The organism is Salinisphaera sp. (genome assembly GCF_002729955.1).
Classification (GTDB): domain Bacteria; phylum Pseudomonadota; class Gammaproteobacteria; order Nevskiales; family Salinisphaeraceae; genus Salinisphaera.
On record NZ_PBYA01000027.1, the window covers coordinates 185,231 to 209,935 of the forward strand.

24 protein-coding genes are annotated in these 24,705 nt (G+C 64.0%); 3 read left to right on the plus strand and 21 right to left on the minus strand.

The window, feature by feature from the left end:
* Positions 1-49: 49 nt before the first annotated feature.
* Positions 50-3,544: a transcription-repair coupling factor gene (gene mfd, locus CMN27_RS07380; RefSeq protein WP_293625204.1), complete on the plus strand. Its 3,495-nt coding sequence runs from the start codon at positions 50-52 to the stop codon at positions 3,542-3,544.
* 113 nt (positions 3,545-3,657) lie between these two features.
* A complete protein-coding gene (locus CMN27_RS07385; protein WP_293625206.1) occupies positions 3,658-4,299 on the plus strand; it encodes a glutathione S-transferase family protein in 642 nt (213 codons plus the stop codon).
* 40 nt (positions 4,300-4,339) lie between these two features.
* On the opposite strand, the gene CMN27_RS07390 is transcribed toward CMN27_RS07385, so the two are convergent.
* Entirely contained in the window at positions 4,340-5,200 is an 861-nt protein-coding gene (locus CMN27_RS07390; protein ID WP_293625208.1) for a LysR substrate-binding domain-containing protein, read from the minus strand.
* A gap of 253 nt (positions 5,201-5,453) precedes the next feature.
* Between CMN27_RS07390 and CMN27_RS07395 the strand changes: the two genes are divergently transcribed.
* A complete protein-coding gene (locus CMN27_RS07395; protein ID WP_293625210.1) occupies positions 5,454-6,671 on the plus strand; it encodes an arabinose transporter in 1,218 nt (405 codons plus the stop codon).
* 74 nt (positions 6,672-6,745) lie between these two features.
* Here CMN27_RS07395 and CMN27_RS07400 read toward each other — a convergent pair whose 3' ends face one another.
* The 20 genes from CMN27_RS07400 to CMN27_RS07495 form a co-directional block, all read right to left on the minus strand.
* Positions 6,746-7,048, minus strand: coding sequence for a type II toxin-antitoxin system RelE/ParE family toxin (locus CMN27_RS07400; protein WP_293625212.1), 303 nt, complete (start codon positions 7,046-7,048; stop codon positions 6,746-6,748).
* Positions 7,036-7,293, minus strand: coding sequence for a type II toxin-antitoxin system prevent-host-death family antitoxin (locus CMN27_RS07405; protein WP_293625214.1), 258 nt, complete (start codon positions 7,291-7,293; stop codon positions 7,036-7,038). The genes CMN27_RS07400 and CMN27_RS07405 overlap by 13 nt, the downstream gene beginning before the upstream one ends.
* Positions 7,294-7,422: 129 nt before the next feature.
* Positions 7,423-8,187 carry an S-methyl-5'-thioinosine phosphorylase gene (locus tag CMN27_RS07410; protein ID WP_293625216.1) on the minus strand — a complete coding sequence of 255 codons (765 nt, stop codon included), beginning with the start codon at positions 8,185-8,187 and terminating at the stop codon, positions 7,423-7,425.
* 63 nt (positions 8,188-8,250) lie between these two features.
* Positions 8,251-8,838: a hypoxanthine-guanine phosphoribosyltransferase gene (locus CMN27_RS07415; protein ID WP_293625218.1), complete on the minus strand. Its 588-nt coding sequence runs from the start codon at positions 8,836-8,838 to the stop codon at positions 8,251-8,253.
* Positions 8,835-10,088, minus strand: coding sequence for a mechanosensitive ion channel family protein (locus tag CMN27_RS07420; RefSeq protein WP_293625220.1), 1,254 nt, complete (start codon positions 10,086-10,088; stop codon positions 8,835-8,837). Before CMN27_RS07420 ends, CMN27_RS07415 begins: the two co-directional genes overlap by 4 nt.
* A 3-nt stretch (positions 10,089-10,091) precedes the next feature.
* Positions 10,092-11,153 carry a beta-N-acetylhexosaminidase gene (gene nagZ / locus CMN27_RS07425; RefSeq protein WP_293625222.1) on the minus strand — a complete coding sequence of 354 codons (1,062 nt, stop codon included), beginning with the start codon at positions 11,151-11,153 and terminating at the stop codon, positions 10,092-10,094.
* The gene (locus tag CMN27_RS07430) at positions 11,146-11,637 is read right to left on the minus strand and encodes a L,D-transpeptidase (RefSeq protein ID WP_293625224.1); all 492 of its coding nucleotides are present in this window, start codon (positions 11,635-11,637) and stop codon (positions 11,146-11,148) included. Before CMN27_RS07430 ends, nagZ begins: the two co-directional genes overlap by 8 nt.
* The gene (locus CMN27_RS07435; RefSeq protein ID WP_293625225.1) at positions 11,637-12,110 is read right to left on the minus strand and encodes a CYTH domain-containing protein; all 474 of its coding nucleotides are present in this window, start codon (positions 12,108-12,110) and stop codon (positions 11,637-11,639) included. Before CMN27_RS07435 ends, CMN27_RS07430 begins: the two co-directional genes overlap by 1 nt.
* Before the next feature lie 35 nt (positions 12,111-12,145).
* On the minus strand, positions 12,146-13,489 hold the full coding sequence (rlmD, locus tag CMN27_RS07440; RefSeq protein WP_293625227.1) for a 23S rRNA (uracil(1939)-C(5))-methyltransferase RlmD: 1,344 nt from the start codon (positions 13,487-13,489) through the stop codon (positions 12,146-12,148).
* A gap of 49 nt (positions 13,490-13,538) precedes the next feature.
* Positions 13,539-14,459 (minus strand): cysteine synthase CysM, encoded by a 921-nt coding sequence (gene cysM / locus CMN27_RS07445; RefSeq protein ID WP_293625229.1) that lies wholly within the window; start codon positions 14,457-14,459, stop codon positions 13,539-13,541.
* A 115-nt stretch (positions 14,460-14,574) separates the two neighbouring features.
* Positions 14,575-15,336 carry a pyridoxine 5'-phosphate synthase gene (gene pdxJ, locus CMN27_RS07450; RefSeq protein WP_293625231.1) on the minus strand — a complete coding sequence of 254 codons (762 nt, stop codon included), beginning with the start codon at positions 15,334-15,336 and terminating at the stop codon, positions 14,575-14,577.
* Positions 15,333-16,100, minus strand: coding sequence for a DNA repair protein RecO (gene recO / locus CMN27_RS07455; protein ID WP_293625233.1), 768 nt, complete (start codon positions 16,098-16,100; stop codon positions 15,333-15,335). The genes pdxJ and recO overlap by 4 nt, the downstream gene beginning before the upstream one ends.
* 567 nt (positions 16,101-16,667) lie before the next feature.
* Positions 16,668-17,561, minus strand: a complete 894-nt coding sequence (gene era / locus CMN27_RS07460) for a GTPase Era (RefSeq protein ID WP_293625235.1) — start codon at positions 17,559-17,561, stop codon at positions 16,668-16,670.
* A gap of 19 nt (positions 17,562-17,580) precedes the next feature.
* Complete coding sequence (rnc, locus tag CMN27_RS07465; protein ID WP_293625237.1) at positions 17,581-18,282, minus strand: ribonuclease III; 702 nt, start codon at positions 18,280-18,282, stop codon at positions 17,581-17,583.
* A complete protein-coding gene (locus CMN27_RS07470; RefSeq protein WP_293625239.1) occupies positions 18,269-18,679 on the minus strand; it encodes a DUF4845 domain-containing protein in 411 nt (136 codons plus the stop codon). Before CMN27_RS07470 ends, rnc begins: the two co-directional genes overlap by 14 nt.
* 45 nt (positions 18,680-18,724) lie before the next feature.
* Positions 18,725-19,504: a signal peptidase I gene (gene lepB, locus CMN27_RS07475; RefSeq protein WP_366515417.1), complete on the minus strand. Its 780-nt coding sequence runs from the start codon at positions 19,502-19,504 to the stop codon at positions 18,725-18,727.
* A 6-nt stretch (positions 19,505-19,510) separates the two neighbouring features.
* On the minus strand, positions 19,511-21,310 hold the full coding sequence (gene lepA / locus CMN27_RS07480; protein ID WP_293625241.1) for a translation elongation factor 4: 1,800 nt from the start codon (positions 21,308-21,310) through the stop codon (positions 19,511-19,513).
* 125 nt (positions 21,311-21,435) lie between these two features.
* Entirely contained in the window at positions 21,436-22,890 is a 1,455-nt protein-coding gene (locus tag CMN27_RS07485) for a DegQ family serine endoprotease (protein WP_293625243.1), read from the minus strand.
* 97 nt (positions 22,891-22,987) lie between these two features.
* Positions 22,988-24,010, minus strand: a complete 1,023-nt coding sequence (locus tag CMN27_RS07490; protein ID WP_293625245.1) for a MucB/RseB C-terminal domain-containing protein — start codon at positions 24,008-24,010, stop codon at positions 22,988-22,990.
* Positions 24,007-24,699, minus strand: coding sequence for a sigma-E factor negative regulatory protein (locus CMN27_RS07495; protein WP_293625246.1), 693 nt, complete (start codon positions 24,697-24,699; stop codon positions 24,007-24,009). Before CMN27_RS07495 ends, CMN27_RS07490 begins: the two co-directional genes overlap by 4 nt.
* Positions 24,700-24,705 lie beyond the last annotated feature (6 nt).

Consider the following 24,705-nt stretch of genomic DNA (forward strand, 5'->3'; position numbering starts at 1 on the left):
GTGCCATGGCCGCGGCCCGCTTCGACTATGCAATAATCCGCCGCTTCTCATGGCTGTCGTAACCGAAAACAACGCAAACACCCGCGCCCTGGCGCCGCCGACGCTGCGCGCCGGTGCCCACGATGCCTGGCAGGGTCTGCACGGCTGTGCCACGTCGATCGCGCTGGCGCATGCCGCCCAGGCCCGCGATGGGCTGACCGTGGCCGTAGTGGCCGACGAGCACCGTGCCTATCGTCTGGAAGAGGAGCTGCGCTTCTTCTCCGACGAAAACCTCGCAGTGCGCCATTTCCCGGACTGGGAAACCCTGCCCTACGACGTGTTTTCGCCGCATGCGGATATCATCTCCGAGCGGCTGGCCCTGCTGCACAGCCTGCCGGGCATGGGGCGCGGCATTCTCATCATCGCCGCGGATACGCTCGTCCAGCCCTTGCCGCCGACCACCTTCGTGGACGCGCGGGCGATGGTGTTCGAACTCGGCGATACGCTCGATTTTCATGCCCTGCGCGAACGCCTGGAAGCCGCCGGCTATGCGGCCGTTTCCGAGGTGCGCACCCACGGCGAGTATGCCATTCGCGGCGCGGTGATGGATCTCTATCCGATGGGCTCGAACACGCCCTATCGGCTGGATCTGTTCGACGACGAAATCGACACCATCCGCGCCTTCGATGCCGACTCCCAACGCTCCACCGACAAGCTGGAGTCGATCCGGTTGCTCCCGGCGCGCGAGTTTCCGCTCGACGACGACGCCATCAAGGCGTTTCGCTCGCGCTATCGCCAGCGCTTCGAGGGCGACCCGGGCGCGAGCGTGATCTATCGCGATGTCTCGCGCGGCATTCCGCCGGGCGGTATCGAGTCGTATCTGAGCCTGTTCTTCGACGACACCGCCGCTCTGTTCGATTATCTGCCGGCCGAAACGGCGATCGTGGAACTCGGCGATGTCGACGAGGCCCTGGCCACTGCCTGGCGCTCGATCGAATCCCGCCACGAACAGCGCAGCGTCGACCCGGAGCGTCCGCTGCTCGCCCCGGCAGAGGCCTTCGTCACGCCAGAGCGTCTGCGAACCGGGCTGGACGGGCTTACCGCCGCCCGTATCGTCGACGAGGCGATCTCGGCCGACGCGGTATTCGACGTCGCGCCGGTACCGCCGCTGTCCGGCGCCGATATCGCAGCCACCGGGCGCGCGCTGCGCGGCTTCTTCGACGAGTTCGAGGGCCGGATTCTCATTACGGGCGACTCGGCCGGCCGCCGCGAAGCGATGCGCGACTGGCTCACCTCGCTGGGCCTGGCCCCGGCCCGTGCCGAGGGCTGGTCCGACTTCATCGACCACAACAAGCATATCGCCGTGACCAGCGCGCCGCTGGAAGCCGGCGCCGTTCTGGCCGGCGATGGCATCGCCATCATTGCCGAAAGCCAGCTCACCGGCAGTCGCCCGCCGGCCAAGAAACGCCGCCGTGTCACCCGCGACCCGGAAACGGCGATTCGCGAGCTCACCGACCTGGCCCCCGGCGCGCCGGTCGTGCATCAAGATAACGGCGTGGGCCGCTACAAAGGCCTGCAAAAGCTCTCCGCTGGCGGGGTGGAAAACGAGTTCGTCACCATCGAATACGCCGGCGGCGATCTGCTCTATGTGCCGGTCGCCTCGCTCCACTTGGTGCATCGCTTCACCGGCGCGGACGCCGAAACCGCGCCCTTGCACCGGCTGGGCAACGACCGCTGGGCCAAGGCCCGCAAGAAAGCGGCCAAACGCGCCCGCGACGTGGCCGCCGAGCTGCTCGAAATCCAGGCCCGACGCGCCGCTCGCGAAGGCGTGGCGATGGTGCCCGACGCCGACGACTACGCCCGTTTCGCCGCCGGCTTCGCCTTCGAGGAAACGCCGGATCAGCAGCGCGCCATCGACGAAGTGCTGGCCGATCTGGCCAAGGCCACGCCCATGGACCGCGTGGTCTGTGGCGACGTAGGCTTTGGCAAGACCGAGGTCGCCCTGCGTGCAGCCTTTGCCGCCATATCGGCCGGCTACCAGGTCTGTGTGCTGGTGCCGACCACCCTGCTCGCCCAGCAGCACTACCAGAATTTCGCCGACCGCTTTGCCGACTGGCCGGTGAAGGTCGCGGCCCTGTCGCGGCTGCGCACCGGCAAGCAGCGCGACGAACTGCTCGAGGACATGCAAAGCGGCAAGCTGGATATCGTTATCGGCACCCATCGGCTGCTGCAGAAGGATATTCGCTTCAAGAAGCTCGGCGTGCTCATCGTCGACGAAGAACACCGCTTCGGCGTGCGTCACAAGGAACGCATCAAGAGCCTGCGTGCCCAGGTCGATCTGCTCACGCTGACCGCCACGCCGATTCCGCGCACGCTCAACATGAGCCTGTCCGGCCTGCGCGATCTGTCCATTATCGCCACGCCGCCGGAATCGCGCCTGGCCATTCAGACCTTCGTATCGCGCCAGGACACCGCGCTCATTCAGGAAGCCGTACGCCGCGAAATGCGCCGCGGCGGCCAGGTCTACTACCTGCACAACAAGGTCAAGGACATCGAGCGCGTCGCACGTGATCTGGCCGCCATCCTGCCGGAAGCCCGTATTCGGGTGGCCCACGGCCAGATGCACGAGCGCGAACTCGAAGCGGCGATGCTCGATTTCTATCATCGGCGCTTCGATATCCTTCTGTGCACCACGATTGTGGAATCCGGCATCGACGTGCCCAGCGCGAACACCATCATCATCGACCGGGCCGATACCTTCGGCCTCGCCCAGCTGCACCAGCTGCGCGGGCGCGTGGGCCGGTCGCACCATCGCGCCTACGCCTATCTGCTCACCCCGCCGCGCGAATCGATGACGCCGGACGCCGAAAAACGCCTCGACGCGCTGGCCTCGCTCGGCGATCTGGGCGCCGGCTTCGCACTGGCCACCCACGATCTGGAAATACGCGGCGCGGGCGAGCTGCTCGGCGAAGGCCAGTCGGGCCAGATTCAGGAAATCGGTTTCGATTTATACCGGCAGATGCTCGACCGCGCCGTGGGTGCGTTCAAGCGCGGCGAAGTGCCCGAGGCCGATGCCGACGAGCTGATGTCGGCCACCGAAGTCGAGCTGGGCGCGCCTGCGCTTCTGCCCGAGGAATATATCCCGGACGTGCATATCCGGCTGGTGCTCTACAAACGGATCAGCTCGGCCAAGGATGAAGCCGCCCTGCGCGCGCTCAAGGTCGAACTGATCGATCGCTTCGGCTTGCTGCCCGAAGCCACCGAAACGCTGTTCGCCGCCACCGCGCTCAAGCTCATGGCCAGCCCCCTGGCCATCGCCAAGATTGAAGCCGGCCCCGACGTCGGCCGACTCAACTTCGCCCGCAACAGCCGCATCGACCCCGCCCGCCTGATCGCACTCGTGCAATCAGACGCCAAACGCTACCGCCTGGAAGGCGACGCACGCCTGGTGTTCTTCCGCGACATGCCGGACGTCGAAACCCGAGTCGAACATATCCAGACTCTGCTGGAACAACTCGGCGCGCCCGCGGCGGATAAAGCCGAGGCGGCCGTCGAAAAAAGCTAGCCCAGGCAGCCAAGGGATCGCGATCGAAGTATAAGTTGCCCGTCTACGCCGACCCGTTTGGTCGAGCACGCGACGCTGCTAGAGTGACTCCGTAGTTCAGCCACGAAATAGGCATGGAGCTTCACGGTCGCGCCACCGCCTTCAACGTGCAAAAAGTGTTGTGGCTCCTCGACGAACTCGGCCTGGAATTCGCCCACCACCCCGCCGGGGGTGCGCACGGCGGGCTCGACGATCCGGCCTTTCTCGTGCTCAACCCTCACGGGAAGGTGCCGGTCCTGGTCGACGATGGCACGCCAATCTGGGAATCCCATGCCATCCTGCGCTATCTGGCGGCCTGCTACGGCGCTCCGACGTTCTGGCCACGCGACCCCGCCGCGAGATCGCTGAACGACCGCTGGATGGATTGGGCACATACCACGCTACAGCCTGACTTCATGCGCCTGTTCTGGGGCTTCTACCGTATGCCTGAACACAAACGCGACCCGGGCCAAATCGAACGGGCGCGCCGCTGTTGCGAACGACACTACCGGCTTATCGACGACCAGCTTGCGTATCGGCATTATCTGGGCGGTGATCAGTTTTCGCTTGCAGACATCCCGGCGGGTACGAGCTTATATCGCTACCTGCACATGGGTCTCGATGTGGCACTGCCCGCCCGAACCGCCGACTGGTATGCGCGCCTGACCCAGCGACCGGCGTTCCGAAACCGCGTCATGATGCGGTTTGACGACCTGCGCGGGCGGGAATCCTTCTAGCGCCTGCGACCCGTCGCGCCTCATTCGTACTCGGGCCTGCCTATTCCACGGCCGGCGGCAGCAGCGTTTCGAGCATCTGCTTGAAGACTTGGTTCGTGCGGTCTGCGATATCCGGACGCGACAGCGCGAAGAAGGCCATGCGGCCGGCGGGCGGCAGCTGGCCCGGCGGCAAACAGGTCATCGCATCGGTGATCAGCGATCTCGGCAACAGGCTGATACCGAGCCCGGCCTCCACGGCTGCGCGTACGCCGTTCAAGGAGGGTGTGACGTATACGCTACGCCAGCGCAGGTTTTGCTGTTCAAGAGCACGAATCGCCCGGCTGCGATAACCACACGGGGGTGCGAACGTAACCAGTTCCACCCCGTCCGACGGGCGTTCGTGCCAGGCGGCGCTTGCCACCCAGCATAGCGCCTCACGCCAGAGCTCAACCGCGCCCGCGGGCGGCTCATCTTCGATCTTGCACAAGAGGTGGTCGATCTCGCCGCGCTCAAGAACACGCCGTAGCTCCGGCCCCGCGCCAACGACTACTTCCAGCTGAACACCCGGCTGCTCGCGGCGAAACTCGGCCAGCAGCCGCGGGTAGTTGCCGGCGCTTGCGATATCGTCCGACATGCCCAGCTTGACGCTGCCCGATAAAGGTTGTGCCTCCAGGCGGCGCCGCGTGAGTGCGTGCATTCGCAGGGTTTCGCGCGCGAGTGCCTCGATTTCCCGACCTTGCCGAGTGAGAGAGATCACGCCGCGGCGGTTGCGCGTCATCAATCGGTGGCCTGCCTGAGCCTCCAGGCGCGACAGCTTCGCGCTCACGGTCGACTGAGTCGAGTGCGTCGATGTCGCAGCCGCCGTGAAACCGCCGTGATCGATGATATTCAGAAAGTTATTTAACAGGTCGCTTTCGAACACGCTTATCGCCTATCCCGATTACAGAAACCAGAATAATTCGTTTCTAAAATTTCCGGCAAGCGTCTACGGTTTCCGCAGCACAGCAGTTGCGTTTTGAGTAACACCCCCCCAGGAGCATTGAGATGAAACCACGACCGCAACCCCAGTCGGGGCGTCATGTTGCGTTCGTGGCGATCAGCAGGCCGCATCCTCTTGCTACCGGCCTCTCACGGCGTGCTCGGGTCAACCAGAACCATGCGAGAAGCCAGCGCCCATGACCAGACCGACTTGCGAAACGCAGGAAAATGTTAGCCACAGACGCTCAATCATCGCGCGTCTGCTACCACTGAACCTCGTCATCTTTCTGGGTTTTATGACGGTCAGCCTTCCGCTGCCGGTTCTGCCGCTCTATGCCCGCGCGGCATTCGGTAGCAGCGCGCTCATGGTGGGCCTGTTGGTGGGAATACAGTCGATCGCGACCGTGCTCACGCGTCCCTATGCCGGGCGCTTCGCCGACGCCAAGGGCGCCCGTGCTGCGACGCTCATCGGGCTACTCGTCTGTATCGCGGCGGGAGCCCTGTATCTAGTCTCGACCGCCTCGCCGCTCGGCCTCTGCGTACTTTTTATTGGACGGATTACGCTCGGCCTGGGCGAAAGCCTCATCCTCACCGGCGCAATTACTTGGGGCATCGCAAGGGTTGGGCCTGCCCATGCGGGCAAGGTTATGTCCTGGAACGGTATTGCGATGTATGCCGCGCTGGCGGCCGGAGCGCCCGCCGGTCTATTCGTGTACCAGCAGTTCGCAACCCCAACGCAAGGATTTCTGGCGCTGGGCGCCCTCTCTGTCGCATTACCCTGTATCGCACTGGCTTGCACCATACCTTTGGCTGGCAGCACTATTCCAGGTATCGACGCCGAGCAGAGCGCCCCGGTCCTGCGCCGAATCTGGCCGTTCGGTATCGCACTGATGTTCCTCATGGCGGGCTACGGCGCCATCGCCGCATTCTATTCCCTGTATTTCGAAGCCCTGGGCTGGCACAACGCGGGCTTCGGCTTTGCCGGTTTTGGCATCGCAGTGATTGCGGTTCGTATCGCCTTCGGTCATTTGCCCGACCGGTTAGGCGGCCTCCCCGTCGCATTTGCCTCTATTGCGACCGCCACAGTCGGCCAAGCGCTTATCTGGTGCGCCCCGACATCGGCTGTCGCTATCGCCGGCGCAACACTCACCGGCGCCGGTGTCGCACTCGGCTTTCCTGCGCTCGGCGTCGAAGCACTCGCCCGCGTACCGGGTGGAAGCAAGGGCATGGTCATCGCCTTGTTCAGCGCGTTTCAGGACCTGGCCTTCGGTCTCACCGGCCCCGTCGCCGGTCTGGTCATGCTTTCACTGGACAGCGGCAACGCGACTGCCTTTGCGCTGGCCACCTTGACCGCGACCGCAGCATTTCTGCTGCTGCTTTTAACAAACAGGAGCATTAATTCGCGGCCGCAATAGATCGAACGCCGAACCCAACGTGGAAATCGCCAAACCTGCGGACCAACTATCGAATACCTACCCAGGAGGAGTACTCAAATTCGGCGCAATTTGCTACGACGCAGACACTGCTCGCTACGCATCACATGTAGTATGAAAACCTGCTCATTTTCATAGCGATAGATGATGCGACATGGAGGCTCGACGATCTGTCTATAGCGCGACCCCTCGAGTTCCTGGGGTATCGAGCCGCTTTCAGGGTGTTGCTCGAGTTGTGCCATGTGCTGAAAAACCCGCTGCACGAGCGCCCGAGCCGCGTTCGGATTATCGAGCGCGATGTAGTCGGCGATGGCATCGAGGTCGGATAGCGCAGGCTCGGTCCAGACTATTTCAGCCATCGCTGCATTCGCGCTTCGGCCTGAGCGTTGGAAAGCACGCGGCCCTCTTCGACGGCACGCTCGCCTCTCGCAATCCCCTCGAGAAGGGCCATACGCGATCTGAGTTTCTCGTAGCTTTCGACATCCACGAGATACGCCGACGGTAGTCCGTGCTGCGTAATCAATATTGGCTCCCGATTACGTGCCAGTTCGGCGAGCAACTCGGTGGCCTTCCGCTTTAACGTTGTAACGAGTTCCGTGCGCATTGAGTGATACTATAATGCCACTTTCGTGGGCGCAATCAGCCCACTTGGCCTACGCTGATCGCACAGATGCATGCCCGCCATGTCTCAACAGTACCCTGTCGCACGAGGCTGCAAGGTGCAGATCTACTGTCACTTCAGCTTGGGCAGGACCGCAACCAGCAGCCGTTCGATATCCGCCATCCCCTGGGCCAGCGTGGCTTCGATTTCGGCATGAATGGCGGTGCCACCGCTGCGACCGGCGGCCTTATTGACCACGACCGCGCAGCAGGCATAGTCGAGGCCGGCTTCGCGGGCGAGCGCGGCTTCGGGCATGCCGGTCATGCCGACGATGTCGCAGCCGTCGCGGGCCATGCGGTCGATTTCGGCCGCGGTTTCGAGACGCGGGCCCTGGGTGACGCCGTGTACGCCGCCCGCAGCCGGGTCGAGATTGAGTTCGGTGGCGGCGCTTACCAGCGCTTTCGACAGTGTGGCGTCGTAGGGCTCGGTGAAGTCGATATGGTCGAGCAGCCCGCCTTCGGGGGCGTCGTAGAAGCTGTGCGCCCTGCCCCAGCTGTAGTCGATGATCTGATCGGGAATGACGATGCGCCCGGCCCGCATGGCGTCGGTGATGCCGCCGACCGCGGCGATGGCGATCACCTGCTTGCAGCCGGCATCGGCGAGCGCCTGAATATTGGCGCGATAGTTGATGCGGTGCGGGGCGAGCTTATGGCCCGGGCCGTGGCGCATGACGAAACATACCGAACGGCCCGCGAGATGGCCGCGTACCAGCGGGCCGGAGGGTGCCCCCCAGGGCGTGTCGATATCGGTGTGTGTTTCCGCGGCCTCCAGTGCGGCCAGATCAGCCAGCGCGGTGCCGCCGATGATGCCGATGGGCGCGGTGTCGGTTTCGCTCATATACGACTCGTTCGATACCAGCAGGCCGCCCGGCGCACACCTCGCCAGGCGCGATCGACGGCTTCAGCCGCCGTGCTTGGGATGGGTGTCGCCCTCGACGGCATAGACGGCGGGTAGCTGGCGGAAATAGCCCTTGTAGTCCATGCCGGCACCGAAGACGTAGCGGTCCTCGATCTCGGCGCCCACGATATCGGCATGCACGCCGGGCGTGCAGCGGTCGTGGTTCTTGCGTAGCAGCATGGCCGTGGTCACCGAGGCCGCGCCCTGGGCTTCGATGGCGTTGATGATGGCTTCCAGCGTATGCCCTTCATCAAGGATGTCGTCAATGATGCAGACATGGCGGCCGTCCAGACGTAGGCCGGGGCTGACCTTCCACACCAGTTCACCGCCGCTGGTCTCGCCGCGATAACGCGTGGCGTGCAGATAATCCAGCTCGAAGGCGAAGTCCAGCCGCTTGGTGATTTCTGCGGTCGGGTGCATGCCGCCGAACATCACGCACATCATGATCGGCGCCTTGTCGGCCAGCTGTGCGGTGATCTGCTCGGCCATGCGGTCGTAGCAGGCGTCGAGCTCGGCCGCGTCGATCAAACAGTCGGCGTTCGCGCGTACAGCGCGGGCCTCGTCGTAACGTTCGGAATCAAAACCGCTCATGCTTCGCCTTCTTCGGTCGGGCTATCCGGGCCCTGGGTGGAGGTATGGCCACGCGTCTTTTCACGCGTGATCGCTCGATCGCGCTCGGATTGTACCTTCTCGGAATCGATTTCTTCTTCCTCGCCGCTGTCTTCGTCGTCTTCGGCGCGGGCAAAGTGTACGGCTTCCGGCACGTGCATGGTCGTGGTCGGGTAGGCAATCGCCGCGCCGTGATCGCGCACGATGTCCTGAACGCGCTGCAGCACACTCTGCTTGACCGCGAGATACTCGGCCCAGTCGGTGGTATGCGTATAGCAGTAGACGAGCAGGTTGAGCGCGCAATCGCCGAGGCTATCGAGATAGGTGAGAATGACCTGATCGCTGTCGATCGCCTCATCCTCGTCCAGCATCTTGCGCACCGCGGTGACGATATCCGGAATCGCCGCCGCGTCGTCGTAGCGCACCGCGACGGTTTCCATGATGCGCCGATGGCTCATGCGCGAAGGGTTCTCGAGCGAGACATTGGAAAACACGGCGTTGGGCACGTACAGAGGCCGCATGTCGAAGCGGCGCAGCGTGGTCGCCCGCCAGCCGATGGCTTCGACCACGCCTTCGATATCGCGATCGGGCGAACGGATCCAGTCACCGACCGAAAACGGCCGGTTCAGATAGATGGTGAGCCCGCCGAAGATATTGGCCAGCACGTCGCGGGCAGCAAAGCCGACCGCAATACCGCCGATGCCCGAAAAGGCCAGCAGCGCCGAGGGCGACACGCCGAACACCTGCATGATGAGCAGGCCGGCGGTGATGAGTGCCGCGATACGCAGCAGCTTGCCGATGGCGTCCGCGGTGGTGACGTCGATCGCATTCTCGCGGCCGGCCGCGCGGGCGAGCGCGTTCGAGCCCACCGAGCGGATCATGCGGAACACGAACCAGGTGAATAGAAGCACCAGGATCACGCCGCGTACTTCCGGCACGTATTCGAGCCAGCCCGACGCCTCTTCGGGGCGCGATACGCTGATCGCCGCCGATACGCCGATCACCCAGATCAGCCCCTGAACCGGGCCCTTGACGCTGTAGTAGATCGCGTCGTCCCAGATATTGGGACTTTTTTCGACGCGACGACGCAGGCAACTCGACAGCCAGCGGGTGAGCAGATCCGCCAGCGCGGCAACCAGCAGAATGGCGCAGACGTCCAGCGCCGCGCCCCATTGTTCGTGCAGACGCTGGTATTCGCTGATCAGCGTCTGTAGCCATCCCCAATCCGGCATCGGTCAGCGCCCGTTGTTCGCGTCTGCCGCCAACTCGGCGTTGAGCGCGACCGCGGCCTGCCAGCGCGGGTTGTCGGCCAGCGGCGTGCCCTGCTCGCCATCGAGCGGGCCGGCACAGCGCGCGTGCAGGGCCTGGCGGCGCGCGGCCGCCGCGTCGTCGTCAATGCATACCGCATCGAGCAGTTCGAGGGTGGCGGCGCGGTCGTTACAGATGGGCAGATAATCGCAGCCGGCGTCCTGGGCCCGGCGCGCACGTTCGGCAAAGCCACCGATGACCGCGGCGCCCCCCATGCTCAGATCGTCGCAGAACACACAGCCGTCAAATCCGTACTCGTCGCGCAGGATATCGCCGATCCAGCGCGGCGAAAGACTCGCCGGCAGATCGTCCACCGCCGGATAGCGCACATGCGCCATCATCAGCGAGTCCAGCCCCTGCTTGATGAGCGCGCCGTAGGGCGCCATGTCTTCAGCCAGACCGGTCCGGTCGCGTTCGTCGACCGGCAGCTCGGCATGCGAGTCGGCGACTACATAACCGTGGCCGGGGAAATGCTTGGCGGTACTGGCACTGCCGGCATCGCGCAGCCCTTCCCCGAGCGCCTGCGCCAGCGCGCCGACCGTGGCCGCGTCGCCGGAGAAGGCGCGATCGCCGATGACCGTGGAGGCGCCATAGTCGAGATCGACCACCGGCGCGAGCGGCATATCCACGCCCACCTGCGCCAGCTCCGTGGCGAGCAGCCAGCCGATTTCGCGGGCGGCGTGCAGTCCCGCCGCCTGGTCGCGTGCGGCCAGCGCGCCGATCGCCCGCATGGGTACCACACGGGTGAAATGCTCGCGAAAACGCTGCACGCGCCCGCCTTCCTGATCGGCCACGATGAGCAGATTCGGGCGCACACGCCGCATGGCGGCGGTCAGCTCGGCCAACTGGGCCGGGTCTTCGTAGTTGCGGGCGAAGATGATGACGCTGCCCACCGCCGGATGGGCGAGGATCTGTTCATCTTCGGCACTCAACCGGGTGCCCGCCACGTCGACCATCAACGGCCCGGGCCGTGGAACCGTTTCATTCATGAATCACAACCTTTGTTCCGACCTCGATACGATCGAACAGATCGATCACGTCGCTGTTGGACATACGAATACAGCCGGTCGAACCCGGCTTGCCCATGACCACCGTATCCGCTGCGCCATGGATATAAATCAGCCGGCGCATGCTGTCCATGCCGCCGAGGCGATTGCGCCCGATTTCCTCGCCGCACAGCCAGAGGATGCGTGATAGCACCCAGTCTTCGCGCGGTGCCGATTCGGCCAGTTCGAGCGAATAGATCTCGCCGGTCGGGCGGCGATTCTTGAATACCGTACCGGGCGGCTCACCGGCGCCGATCTTCGCGCGAATACGGTGTTTGCCGCGCGGGGTCTGGTTGCTGCCCTCGAATTCGCCACCGCCCTTGGTCGCACTCGACATATCGTATTGCTTGATCTCGTGATCCTGCGCGTCCAGCAGCGTGAGCGTCTGTTCGCGCAGATCGATATCGATATGCTGTTCGCTGGCCATCACGCCCCCCAGGTCGAGTACGGCTCGAAGGCGAGCGCATGATTGTAGTAGCGCGCGTCGTCGGAGACTTCCTCGCCCAGCCAGTCCGGCCGCTCGAAGGCTTCATCAACCGTATCCAGCTCGATCTCGGCGACCACCAGCGGCGCGTTGGCGCCGCCGAATACGTCGACCTCCCAGGTATGCGCGCCGTGGCGTACCCAGTAACGGGTCTTGATCACCGGTGGCGCGACACACAGCGTGGCCAGCATTTCCCGCGCCTCGTCGAGCGGAATGGCGTATTCGTATTCGGCGCGCACAGTCCCCACCGTGGCGGCCTTGATATTGATATTGGCCTGCTCGCCTTCGATACGCACCCGTACCGAGGCCGGGCCTTCGCCGCAAAGATATCCCTGTTCGAAATCCTGACTCGCCTGGACCTGTTCCCGCCAGTTTTCATTGCGAACAAGAAACTTGTGCTCGATTTCAGTGGCCATGGGCGTTCCTGTGATGAAAGACGCAGCGCGGCCGACTAGACGCCATCACCACCCTGCTTGACGAAGACCGCCATCGACTCGACATGGGCGGTATGCGGGAACATGTCCATCACGCCGGCGTGCGTCAATCGGTAGCCATACCGATGCACCAGTTCGCCGGCGTCACGGGCGAGCGTGGCCGGATGACAGGAGCAATAAACAATACGTTCCGCCCCGGTCGCGGCAATGGATTCCAGCATCTCCGCAGCACCCGAGCGCGGCGGATCGATGAGCACGCGGTCGACTTTCTCGCGGCGCCAGTCGGCATCCGCCGGCGGCTCGAACAGGTTGGCCACATGCGCTTCGATATTGTTCAGGCCGTTGACCCGTGCATTGTCTTGCGCACGTTCGACCAGGCCCTGTTCGCCTTCAACCGTGATCACGCGCCGGGCCTTGCGTGCCAGCGGTATCGAAAAATTCCCAAGCCCGGAGAACAGTTCCAGCACATCGTGGGACTCGTCCACCTCGAGCAACGCCAGGGCCTGCTCGATTATGCGGGCATTGATACCCGCATGGATCTGAACGAAATCGTTCGGCTTGAAATACAGCCGGGCATCCCAGGCCGGCAGCTCGTAGTAGAGCGCCGGCGCATCGGCGCTCAGCGGCGTGATGGTGTCTTCGTTGCCGGGCTGCAGGTAGATGGAGAAATCGAAGCGTTCGCCGAATTCGCGCAAACATTCAAGATCCGCCTCGCTCGGCGCGTCGAGTACCCGAAACACCAACGCGATGGCGTTGTCGGCGGCGGCCACTTCGATCTGCGGCAGGCGCTCGCGTATCGACAGCCCGTCGATGAGTTCGGCGAGATCGGTCAGGCGGTTGCCCACGGGGGCCACCAGCACCTTACAGCGGTTGAGTAGCGCAATGAAGGGCGCGCCGCGTTCGCGAAAGCCGACCAGCGTGCCGCCCTTCTTCTCGACGTACTTCACCCCCAGACGTGCCCGGCGGCGATACCCCCAGCGCGTATCCACCAGCGGTGCCAGCACCGTCTCCGGCTCGACCTTGCCGACCCGTTCGAGCGCGGCCATGAGCTGGCCCTGCTTGAATTCCAGCTGGGCATTCTCGCCGGCATGCTGCAACGCACAGCCGCCGCACACGCCAAAATGGGCGCAGCGCGGCGTGACCCGTTTGGCAGACGCCGAGAACAGCGTCTCCAGCGACGCTTCCTCGTAGCTCTTCTTCTGCTTGGTCGGTCGATAGAGCGCCTGTTCGCCGGGCAGCGTGTCCGCGACGAACACCGCTTTGCCATCGACGTGGCCCACGCCGCGGGCGTTGCTGGCCAGGTCCACGATATCGACGATGCCGCGATCGGCCGGCTTGCGCCGGCGCTGGCGACGACTCATCGGGCGAACGGCCTGTGACGGACGTGTTTTGAGCGATCGCTGGCCACGATCACGGTTTGTCGTAGACGCCGGTGGACAGATAGCGATCGCCGCGGTCGCAGATGATCATGGCGATGGTCGCATTCTCCACTTCACGGGCGATATTGAGCGCCGCGAATACGCTGCCGCCCGAGGACGGCCCGGCAAAGATGCCCTCTTCGCGGGCAAGGCGTTTCATCGCCGTTTCCGCGTCCGCCTGTTCGACGTCGATGACGCGGTCAACGCGCTCGGGCTCGAAGATTTTCGGCAGGTATTCCTCCGGCCAGCGGCGGATACCCGGAATCTTGGACTCGCCGGCCGGCTGTACGCCGATGATCTCGATGTCCGGGTTCTGTTCCTTGAGATAGCGCGAGCAGCCCATGATGGTGCCCGTCGTGCCCATGGTGGCCACGAAATGGGTGATCTGGCCGTTGGTGGCCTGCCACAGTTCGGGGCCGGTGGTTTCGTAGTGGGCACGCGGGTTGTCCGGGTTGGCGAACTGATCGAGCACCATGCCCTTGCCCTCGCGCTGCATTTCGGCGGCGAGATCGCGTGCGCCTTCCATGCCCTCGGCCTCGGAAACCGAAATGATCTCGGCGCCATAGGCGCGCATGGATGCCCGTCGTTCTTCGCTCATGTTCTCGGGCATGATCAACACCATGCGATAGCCCTGCATGGCCGCGACCATGGCCAGGGCGATGCCGGTATTACCGGAGGTGGCTTCGATGAGCGTATCGCCCGGCTTGATATCGCCGCGTTCGGCGGCTCGCCGGATCATGCTGTAGGCGGGTCGATCCTTGACCGAGCCGGCCGGGTTATCGCCTTCGAGCTTGGCCAGCAGCGTGTTGGACGCATGCGCCGAATAGCTCTCGGGCAGACGTTGCAGCCGGGTCAGCGCGCTCTGGCCAACGAAATGATCGAGCGTCGGGTAACGGGGGTCATTGCTGTTCATTGGCGAAGTTTAGGGCTTGTTGCTGTTTCATGCGAGCCCGTGCCAGGGGCTTTCGGCGCCGGCGATGGCACGGGAATGACCGGCGAGAATGGAAACGGCGCGCGTCTGCGGCCGTTCAGCGCAGTGCGCGCCGGCCGCTGTCCATGGCCGCACGCATCTCACGCACGGCTTCCCTCAGGCCCATGAATACAGCGTCGGCGATCAGCGCATGGCCGATATTGAGCTCCACGATCGCTTCTATCGCCGCGATGGCGCCCACGTTGTCGCGCGTCAGGCCGTGCCCCGCGTGCACTTCGATCCCCAAACCCTGCGCCTGGGCTGCCGCATCGACGATCCGCGCCAGCTGCTCATCGCGCGCGGCCTGGTCGGTGGCGTCGGCATAGGCGCCGGTATGCAGCTCGATAAAGCGGGCCCCGGCTTCGGCCGCTGCCGATATCTGGTCGGCGTCCGGATCGATGAACAACGCCGCCTGAATGCCCGCGCCGTGCAGCCGATCCAGCGCATCGCGCACGGCATCGATCTGGCCACGCACGTCGAGCCCGCCTTCGGTGGTGAGTTCTTCGCGCTTTTCGGGCACGAGGCAGGCATCGCGGGGCTTGAGCCGTTCGGCGATATCGAGCATTTCAGCCGTCAGCGCCATTTCGAGGTTGACCGGCACATCGCCGGCCTTTGCCAGCGTTTCCACATCGGCGTCCTGAATATGGCGCCGGTCCTCGCGCAGGTGCACGGTGATGCTGTCGGCGCCGGCGGCCATGGCCACGCGCGCCGCCTCGACCACGTCGGGATAATGGGTGCCGCGTGCCTGGCGCAGCGTGGCCACGTGGTCCACGTTCACGCCCAGGCGCAGCGGTGCATGGCCGTTGGTCGAATCGTTCATTGAGGGTCTCCGGAAGACGAATGGTCACGCTCGGCAGATGTCCCGCCGGACGCCTTAAATGCCTGCATTGCTTTGAGCGTTTCTACGGATTTCAAGGGCTGTGACCCAAGATGGGGTGCGATCGCGCGCTGCATGAGCACTCGGGCAGCATGCACGTCGGCGCGCCCGCCAAAGCGTCCGCTGACCAGCCCCTGCAGCGCACTGCCCGCAATGGCGACTTCATCGTCATCGACAGGCCCGACACGACGCCGCAGGCCCAGTTCCGGCGCGTAGACGTATTCGAGTGTCGCCTCGACCGGTTCGCCGGTATCGCTGGTGATATCCAGCGGCACGCCGTAACCCAGCTCGTCGAGCAGATCGCGCTCGAAAAAGCGCAGCGCAACCACCGCGGGCGCGCGGTCATCCAGGGCCACCAGCAGCGCTGCCAGACTGTCGTGAATGGCCGGATGCGGATCGTCGCGGGCGGTCAGGCGCATGACCAGTTCGCTGGCATAGAATCCGGCCATCAGCGCGTTGCCGGCGAGGCTGTGCCGCCGCCGCGTCTCGATATCGGTGAGGGTGTAGAGCTCGCCACGTCCCGACCAGGCAAGTTCCAGCGCGGCCAACGGCTCCAGCAGCCCGCGCCAGCGCGACTTCGGCCGGCGTGCCCCCTTGGCCACCACGCCGATACGCCCGTGCTCGCGCGAAAAGGCTTCGACGATGAAGCTCGTCTCCCGCCATGCACGGCGATGCAACACGATCGCGGGGGTTAACTCAATACGCATAATCGAACACAGAACGCACCGCTGCCGGCGAATCGCCGCCAATATAAGCCAGATCAATCCGTCGAGTCGTATACCGCTGCTTTATCGGCGAGTAACCGCCCATTAGCCGCAAATAAAACTTCCCTGATATATGAGCGGATCAGCCGATTACGCTAAAGAAATCATGTCCGCGAATGAACGCGAATAAGCGCAAATCGAATTCGGATTAGTGGAACGCCGCTGGTAACCGTCGCGCCTCTCCTACGCGGCGGGCTCGCCAATGAGGCCTTCGTATCGCCCTTGTCTTATTCGCGTTCATTGGCGGACTACAACTTCTTTCCAACCCGAAACACACCGTGCCGCGGAACGGGCTTGCAGCGGTAATCGCCGCTTCGGATGAGACTCAAACAGCTTCTTCGCGAATGAACGCGAATAAACGCAAATCGAATTCAGATCAATGGCAGGCCACGCGTAACCATTGCGGGTCGTCCGGCCCGCCAGACTCGCTGACGACACGCTTGCATTTACCTTGCCTTATTCGCGTATCTTCGCGTTCATTTGCGGATAACCGCCCTCGGAAAGCGCCGGTCAGTGGCCCAGATCGCGTACGCTGGCTTCGCTGTCGATCCAGTTTTCGCGCACCTTCACCCACAGGCGCAGATCCACCCGATGCTGGAGCCGATCCACCAGGTCCAGGCGGGCGGCGCGGCCGATCTTCTTGAGCATCGCCCCGCCCTTGCCGATCACCATCGCCTTGTGGTTATCGCGCGATACCCAGATACAGGCATGGATTTCGATCTGCTCGCCGCCCTGTTCGAAGCGCTCGATTTCCACCGCGGCCGAGTACGGCAGCTCCTGCTGCATGTACATGGTGAGTTTTTCGCGCACCGTCTCGGCCGCGATGAAGCGCAGGTTGCGATCGGTGTATTCGTCCTCGGGGAACAGGAAAGGCCCTTCGGGCATGCGCTGTGCGCACTCGGCGACCACCGAATCGAGGTTCTTGTGCTTCTGTGCCGACACCGGCGCGACGAAGGCGAACTCGCGGCGCGCGTTCATCTGCTCGATGAACGGCAGCAACTCGGTCTTGTCGGCCACGCGATCGACCTTGTTGATCACCAGGCCCACCGGCGTACGAATCGAGGCCAGCCGTTCCAGCGCGGCCTGGTCTTCCGCCCGCCATTGGCCGGCCTCGACCACGAACAGCACCACGTCGATACCGGCGAGGCTCGACATGGCGGTTTCGTTGAGCACGCGGTTGAGCGCGCTGCGCTGGCCGGTATGCAGGCCGGGCGTATCGACAAGCGCGATCTGCAGGCCCGGCTGAGTAAGCACGCCGACGATGCGATGCCGCGTGGTCTGCGGCTTGGGCGTGACGATACTGACCTTCTCGCCGACCAACGCATTGACCAGCGTCGATTTGCCGACGTTGGGGCGGCCGACCAGGGCGACCATGCCACTGCGCGTGGGGGAAGTGTCGTTCATCGATGAATATCCTTTGCTTTCATGAGTCGGCGCCGAGTTTTGCGAGCATGCGGCGGGCCGCGTCCTGTTCGGCCTTGCGGCGACCGCCGCCCTCGCCTTCGACGCTTTCGCCGCTGTCGGCAAGCCGACAGCGCGATACGAAATGCTGGCAGTGATCGGCGCCGGTGACCTGCACCAGTTCGTATTCCGGCCGGCTGCGGGCACGTGCCTGCAGCCATTCCTGCAGCTGGGTCTTGGCGTCCTTGAGGCTGGCGGCGGTGGGCAGATTCGCGAGCCGTTTGTTGTACAAGCGCAGGATCACGGCCCGCACGGCATCGAAGCCGGCTTCGCAGTAGATCGCGCCCAGCAGCGCCTCCACACCGTCGGCGAGGATCGAGGCACGCCGCCGGCTGCCGTTACGCATTTCGCCGGGCCCGAGCACGATGGCCGCGCCCAGTTCGATTTCGCGGGCGATCGCGGCCAGCGTGGTTTCTCGCACCAGCGATGCGCGCAGTCGCGACAGGTCGCCTTCCGGGGCTTCGGGGCACTGCTCGAACAGCGCTGCGGCAATGGTGAAGTTGAGCACGCCGTCGCCCAGAAATTCCAGGCGTTCGTTGTGATCGGCCTCGGCGCTGCGATGCGTCAGCGCGCGCTTGAGCAGCGCGCGGTCGGCGAAGACGTAGTCAAGATGGCGCTCGAGCGTGGCACAGGCCTGCTCGCGGTTGGTATCACTCGGCCCCATTGTCACCGGTCAGAAGCGCTTTTTCCTCGAATGAATAGACCATCGAAATATTGAACAGCAGCGGTCGGCGTACCTCGTAGGCCACGGAAAGCTCGCGCCCGCCGCCGGCTACCCGGCTCACGGCCACATCTCGGCCGGTGATGTTGTCGACGTAACCGGAATCGAAGCGGCGCTGGATCGCCTGCTGGATGGCCGCGGCCGGTGCGCCCTTGAGCTTGGGCTGTTCGGCCGCCCATTCGATGGTTTCGCGAATGTCGTAGGCGGTGAGATAGACCGGCACGCTCTTGATGGCCACCAACAACAGCAGGCCGAGCGTGGCCAGCACATAGATCAGCGACCACATGGTCATGCCGCGCTGGCGTTGCGGGCTGACAGGGATTGAAGTTTTGGCAGACATATCGTGCTCGTCCTGCTCGGCTGGGTTTTATCTGTTATCGGCCCGTCAATGCAGAATATGACCGATGCGCGAGAAGCGCACATCGAATTCGGAGAAGTCCACGCTCATCCAGATCATGAATGCCTTGCCCACCAGATTTTCTTCCGGCACGAAGCCCCAGACGCGCGAATCCGCGCTGTTGTCGCGATTGTCGCCCATGACGAAATACTTGTTCTGCGGCACGGTCATGCTCACATCGGGGCCGCGTCGGCCATCCACCTGAAGTATGGGGTGCTGCATGCCTTCCGGTAGCGTTTCCATGAACTGGTGCATGGTCGACAGGGCATCGGCATCCGGGCCGTCGTAGACGCCCAGCTGCTCCAGATCGACCGGATCGCCGTTGATGAACAGATGCTCGTCCGCATAGGTGATCTGATCGCCGGGCATGCCGATCACGCGCTTGATGTAGTCCTTGGTCGGATCCGGCGGATAGCGAAACACCACCACATCGCCGCGCTCCGGCTCGCCCAGGTCCAGAAGCTTGGTATGAAACACCGGCGCGCGCAGGCCGTAGCTGAACTTGTTCACCAGCACGAAGTCGCCCACCAGAAGCGTGGGCACCATCGACTTGGAAGGAATACGAAACGGCTCGAACACGAAGGCACGCAGCAGCAGCACGGCCAGCAGTACCGGAAAGAAGGAACGCGCGAATTCGATGAAGCCGTTCGGCTCGTCGTGCTTGGCGCGCTTCGGCGCGAGCAGAAAACGATCGATCAGCCAGATGATGCCGGTCGCGATGGTCGCGAGCGCGAGCCAGGCTTCGAAATCCATATGCACGTTGTTCATACAGCGCTAGTCCGAATCGTCTGTCGACAGCACGGCAAGGAAGGCTTCCTGCGGAATTTCCACGCTGCCGACCTGCTTCATGCGCTTCTTGCCTTCTTTCTGTTTTTCGAGCAGCTTGCGCTTGCGTGACACGTCGCCGCCGTAGCACTTGGCGGTGACGTTCTTGCGCATGGCCTTGACCGTGGAACGCGCCACGATGCGCGTGCCGATCGCCGCCTGAATGGCGACATCGAACATCTGGCGCGGCACGATCTTCTTGAGCTTTTCGACCAGCACCTTGCCGCGCTCGTAGGCCTTGTCGCGATGCACGATATGCGCGAGCGCGTCCACCGCTTCGCCATTGATGAGCACGTCCAGACGGACCAGATCCGCAGCCTGAAAGCGGGCGAAATCGTATTCGAAGGAGGCAAAGCCACGCGACACCGACTTCAGCCGGTCGAAGAAGTCCAGCACGACCTCCGACAGCGGCAACTCGAAGTTCATGGCCACGGAGTTGCCCATGTAGTTCATGTCCTTCTGCACGCCGCGTTTTTCCATGCACAGCTGCAGCACCGGCCCCACGAATTCCTGCGGCATGAGGATGCTCGCATGAATGATCGGTTCGCGGATTTCGTCGATCTCGCCCAGGCTGGGCAGCGACTGCGGATTGCTGATGGCCTGCAGATCGCCGCTGGTGGTGAGCACTTCGTAGACCACCGTCGGCGCGGTGGTGATCAGGTCCAGCCCGTATTCGCGCTCCAGACGCTCCTGCACGATCTCCATGTGCAGCATGCCCAGAAAGCCGATACGAAAACCAAAGCCCAGGGCCGCGGATGTTTCCGGCTCGTAGTTGAGCGAGGAGTCGTTCAGGCGCAGCTTGGACAGCGCATCGCGAAAATCTTCGTAGTCGTCCGAGTTGACGGTGAACACGCCTGCGAACACGCGCGGCTGCACCTGCTTGAAGCCCGGCACGCGTTCGGTACAGGGATTGTGGGCATGGGTGAGCGTATCGCCCACCGGTGCGCCGTCGATATCCTTGATGCCGGCAATCACATAGCCCACTTCGCCGACTTCCAATGCGTCCAGCGGCTTCTTCTTGGGCGTGAAAATGCCGACATCGTCGACCTGGTACTCGCGCGCGGTCGACATCACCTTCATGCGATCGCCCTTGGCCAGGCGACCGTTACGAATGCGTACCAGCGAGACCACGCCCAGGTAGTTGTCGAACCAGGAATCCACGATCAACGCCTGCAACGGCGCCTCGGGGTCGCCTTCCGGCGGCGGTATCCGTCGGATGATGGCTTCCAGGACGTCGGTAATGCCTTCGCCGGACTTGGCCGAACACAGCAGCCGCTCGGTGGCATCGATACCGATGACGTCCTCGATCTGCTGGGCCACGCGATCGGGATCGGCCGCCGGCAGATCGATCTTGTTGAGCACGGGCAGCACTTCGAGATCCTGCTCGATCGCGGTATAGGTATTGGCCACGCTCTGGGCTTCGACACCCTGGGAGGCATCCACCACCAGCAACGCCCCCTCGCAGGCAAACAGCGAACGCGAGACTTCGTAGGAGAAATCCACGTGCCCCGGCGTATCGATGAAATTGAGGGTATAGGTTTCGCCGTCGGCGGCCTCGTAATCGAGCGTGACCGCCTGGGCCTTGATGGTAATACCACGCTCGCGTTCGAGATCCATCGAATCGAGCACCTGTTCGGCCATCTCACGTTCGGTCAGCCCGCGGCATGCCTGGATGAAACGATCCGCCAGCGTCGACTTGCCGTGGTCGATATGGGCGATGATGGAAAAATTGCGTATGCGTGATTGCATCAGGACTTCATTGCAGCGCGCGGGGGCGACATAAAACAATCGCCCCGGCCGGACAGCCGAGGCGATGCGATTGAACAAGAGTATACGCGCTCAACCGCGCGAGTTTCAGCCGGGCGCGGCGTGGGTCAGTTGTTTTTCGGGCGCATCGCCAGATACAGGCGGCGATCGTCACGCAAGACAAGCACGGCCACCGCGCCGTCGGCCTCGTCGAGCGCCTTGCGCAGCGACGCGACGTCCTCGACATGACGAGAGCCCACCGCGAGCACCACATCGCCGGGTTCCAGGCCCGCATCGGCGCCGGCGCCTTCGGCTACATCCGTAACCCTCACACCGCCCTGATCGAGACCAAGCTCGCGCCGCGCGGCCGTATCCAGAGATTCCAGGGTCAGACCATAGGGCTGCGCCGCCGGCTTTTCTGCCGGCTCGGGCGCGGTCGCCGCGGACAGATCCTTGGGCAGTTTCTCGATCGTGACCTCAATGGTTTCACGTTCGCCGTCGCGCAGCACGGTCACGCTCGCGCTCTCGCCCGGGGCCACCGTGCCCACGAGCGGCGGCAGCGACGCGGCCGAATCGACGGGCTGGTCGTTGAACGAGAGAATCACGTCGCCGGCCTGCAACCCGGCGGCCTGGGCCGGGCTGTCGGGCATCACCCTTGCCACCAGCGCCCCTTCGGGCCGCTTGAGACGGAACGATTCCGCCAGCTCGCGATCGACGTCCTGAATCTGCACGCCCAGCCAGCCACGGGTCACACTGCCGCTGTTACGCAACTGTTTCGCCACGTCCATGGCGATATCGATCGGAATGGCAAAGGAAACGCCCTGATAGCCGCCGGTCTGGCTATAAATCTGGGAGTTGATGCCCACCACGTCGCCGGCCAGATTGAACAACGGGCCGCCCGAATTGCCGGGATTGATGGCCACGTCGGTCTGAAGGAACGGCACATACTGATCGCTTGCCAGACTGCGCTGCTTGGCCGAAACGATGCCGGCTGTCACCGAGGTCTCGAAACCGAACGGCGAACCGATCGCCACCACCCAGGAGCCCACCTCCAGCTTGTCGGGGTCGCCTACCTTGACCGTCGGCAGATCGCTGGCATCCACCTTGAGCACGGCCAGATCGCTGTAGCTGTCCTGGCCGATGACCTCGGCCACGAGCTGGCGGCGGTCATTGAGCTTGACCACGATCTGACCGGCGTTTGCCACCACATGGCGGTTGGTCAGGATATAGCCGTCGTCGGAGATGATGAAGCCGGAGCCCAGCGAGGCATGGGGCGAGCCGCCCGGCGGCAGCGGCGACTGTTCGCCCGGCGCGCCCGGCCCACCGTCTTCGAAAAAGCGACGCAGCCAGCCTTCCAGTGGCCCATCTTCGCCTTCACCGCCCTCTTCCGAGGCTTCGGCCGGTGCGGCGCTGATATTCACCACCGCCGGCGAGACCTGTTTCACCAGCCCGGTGAAATCCGGCAGCTGGCCGGTGCTTGCCACCGGCGCGGGCGAGGGCTCGTCATCGCCGCAGCCTGCCAGCAGGGTCAGGCTGACGAATAGCAGTAGAAACAGGCGCAGGACGCGGGTTTGAGGATTCATGGCGACTCGCTTTGATCGGTCTCTTGCGGGTCCGCGCCGCACAAGGTCAGGTGCAACGGCAACGGGCCTGCAAGGTTAGCTTAGCCGGGCGCCCGCGTCAGGGGGAACCGTCACGACTCGCGGACTGGGTTTCGCGTACCAGATTCTCGGCAATACGCTTGACCGTGCGTGCCGGCACCTCGCCGACAACCGTGATCTGGGTGTCCTCGACCACATGACCGTAGGCATTCACCGCGCCCATGGTGGTGGCCCCTTCCAGCGGCTTGCGCAGCCCGGCCGGCGCAATGAACGCCGATACCGCCGCCACCCCATCGGTGAACAGCATCTGGCGCACGAAACCGCTTTCAGTCACACGCCGAACACCGTCCTCGGCAAGCTGAAAACCGGGCGGCAGGTCGGTGGGCTTCCAGGCGTCTTCGGGCACCGGCTTGTCTTCGACCTGTACCGCCTGGTGCTTGACCACGCGAAAGCCGTCGATATTGTAGCCCGGCTCGAATTCGTCGTCCTCGATCGATTTCGGAAAATCGATCTGGGTGAACATGAGCTGTTCGAGTACGTTGTTATCGCTGATGAGGTCCAGCTTCAGCGGCAGATGCGTCGTATCGTCAATGAGCATGCGATACCCATAGCGATAGCCGTCGAGCGGTTCGATGCTGATAAGCCGGCCCACGCGGTCGGCCAGACGACGCTGGCCCATGTCGGTCAGCCGGTAATGCTCGCCCATGCGATCGGCCGAGAACTGCGCAACGCTGCCCAGCAGGCCGTCGTGCTTGCGCTGGGAAATCAGCACGACCTTGTTCTGCGGCAGGATAGATGTCACCACGCCGCCGCGACGAATGACCTCGCGCGGTTGACCGGTGAGCGAGACGAGACGCTCCTGCTCGAGCCCATCGCGCATGCGGTGAATCACCCGCAGGGTATCGAGCTCGCCTTCACGCAGATAAACGATGATGCCGCGATAGGTTTCGCTGCGTACCGCCTCGGAGGCCCGGGCGAGCAACTTGTTCAGTGACCCGTCGGCGCTTGTATTGCCGGATGAATCGCCTTCGGCAGCCTGTGCGGCCGCCGAAAGCGCCGTCAGGACAAAAAGCAGTAGGAACGCAGGAAGCGCTCTCGTCACTGCGGGGTGTCCTGCCCGTAGGTGGCCACGCGAACGAAGCCCGGCGTGGTGCCCGACATGCCGTAACCGCGCGCCAGACCGTTGTGCTCGACCAGATAACCATTGAGTTCGTCTTCAAGCGCCGGATCCGATACCGACCAGTGGTCCGCCGGCCCGCGCTGTACCGCGGCCTGGCTGGGCCCGGCCTGGCGCAGCATATCGCTGGACAATTCATTGGAGGCGACCATCGACTGCGCCCCGCCGATGCCTGCGGCATTGCTCTGCGCGGCTACCGATGTGGCAGCGGGGGCGCCGCTACCCGAGGCGCTGGCCAGGCTGTTGCCCGTGGTTGCTTCCTGGCGCAGCGGATTGCTGACCAGCAGCACGATGCCGGCGGCCGAAGCGACAGCGGCCAGACCGGCCATGCTGCGCCACCGGCGTCGAGCGGCGACCCGCATGGGTACCGCCACCGGGCGTGCTGCCGCGGTTTCCGGCCGATCCTGTGCGATCGCCGCCATGACCCGATCGGAAAAGTTACAGTCCAGCGGGACAGCCATTTCGCCGTTGTGGGCACGCAACGTGGTGCGCAGCCAATGCTGGCGCCCCCAGCTTTCACGCAGCTGCTCGTCGCGTAGCAAGGCGCTGACTACTGCGTCTGCTTCATCGCGGGTGGCCTCGCCGTCGAGAAATGCGGAAAACTGCTCGTTCATGCTGAC

Excerpts from the sequence above, each read along its gene's own strand:
- mfd (WP_293625204.1), top strand. The coding sequence starts at position 50 with ATGGCTGTCGTAACCGAAAACAACGCAAACACCCGCGCCCTGGCGCCG.
- CMN27_RS07385 (WP_293625206.1), top strand. The coding sequence starts at position 3,658 with ATGGAGCTTCACGGTCGCGCCACCGCCTTCAACGTGCAAAAAGTGTTG.
- CMN27_RS07395 (WP_293625210.1), top strand. The coding sequence starts at position 5,454 with ATGACCAGACCGACTTGCGAAACGCAGGAAAATGTTAGCCACAGACGC.
- CMN27_RS07400 (WP_293625212.1), bottom strand. The coding sequence starts at position 7,048 with ATGGCTGAAATAGTCTGGACCGAGCCTGCGCTATCCGACCTCGATGCC.
- CMN27_RS07405 (WP_293625214.1), bottom strand. The coding sequence starts at position 7,293 with ATGCGCACGGAACTCGTTACAACGTTAAAGCGGAAGGCCACCGAGTTG.
- CMN27_RS07410 (WP_293625216.1), bottom strand. The coding sequence starts at position 8,187 with ATGAGCGAAACCGACACCGCGCCCATCGGCATCATCGGCGGCACCGCG.
- CMN27_RS07415 (WP_293625218.1), bottom strand. The coding sequence starts at position 8,838 with ATGAGCGGTTTTGATTCCGAACGTTACGACGAGGCCCGCGCTGTACGC.
- CMN27_RS07420 (WP_293625220.1), bottom strand. The coding sequence starts at position 10,088 with ATGCCGGATTGGGGATGGCTACAGACGCTGATCAGCGAATACCAGCGT.
- nagZ (WP_293625222.1), bottom strand. The coding sequence starts at position 11,153 with ATGAATGAAACGGTTCCACGGCCCGGGCCGTTGATGGTCGACGTGGCG.
- CMN27_RS07430 (WP_293625224.1), bottom strand. The coding sequence starts at position 11,637 with ATGGCCAGCGAACAGCATATCGATATCGATCTGCGCGAACAGACGCTC.
- CMN27_RS07435 (WP_293625225.1), bottom strand. The coding sequence starts at position 12,110 with ATGGCCACTGAAATCGAGCACAAGTTTCTTGTTCGCAATGAAAACTGG.
- rlmD (WP_293625227.1), bottom strand. The coding sequence starts at position 13,489 with ATGAGTCGTCGCCAGCGCCGGCGCAAGCCGGCCGATCGCGGCATCGTC.
- cysM (WP_293625229.1), bottom strand. The coding sequence starts at position 14,459 with ATGAACAGCAATGACCCCCGTTACCCGACGCTCGATCATTTCGTTGGC.
- pdxJ (WP_293625231.1), bottom strand. The coding sequence starts at position 15,336 with ATGAACGATTCGACCAACGGCCATGCACCGCTGCGCCTGGGCGTGAAC.
- recO (WP_293625233.1), bottom strand. The coding sequence starts at position 16,100 with ATGCGTATTGAGTTAACCCCCGCGATCGTGTTGCATCGCCGTGCATGG.
- era (WP_293625235.1), bottom strand. The coding sequence starts at position 17,561 with ATGAACGACACTTCCCCCACGCGCAGTGGCATGGTCGCCCTGGTCGGC.
- rnc (WP_293625237.1), bottom strand. The coding sequence starts at position 18,282 with ATGGGGCCGAGTGATACCAACCGCGAGCAGGCCTGTGCCACGCTCGAG.
- CMN27_RS07470 (WP_293625239.1), bottom strand. The coding sequence starts at position 18,679 with ATGTCTGCCAAAACTTCAATCCCTGTCAGCCCGCAACGCCAGCGCGGC.
- lepB (WP_366515417.1), bottom strand. The coding sequence starts at position 19,504 with ATGAACAACGTGCATATGGATTTCGAAGCCTGGCTCGCGCTCGCGACC.
- lepA (WP_293625241.1), bottom strand. The coding sequence starts at position 21,310 with ATGCAATCACGCATACGCAATTTTTCCATCATCGCCCATATCGACCAC.
- CMN27_RS07485 (WP_293625243.1), bottom strand. The coding sequence starts at position 22,890 with ATGAATCCTCAAACCCGCGTCCTGCGCCTGTTTCTACTGCTATTCGTC.
- CMN27_RS07495 (WP_293625246.1), bottom strand. The coding sequence starts at position 24,699 with ATGAACGAGCAGTTTTCCGCATTTCTCGACGGCGAGGCCACCCGCGAT.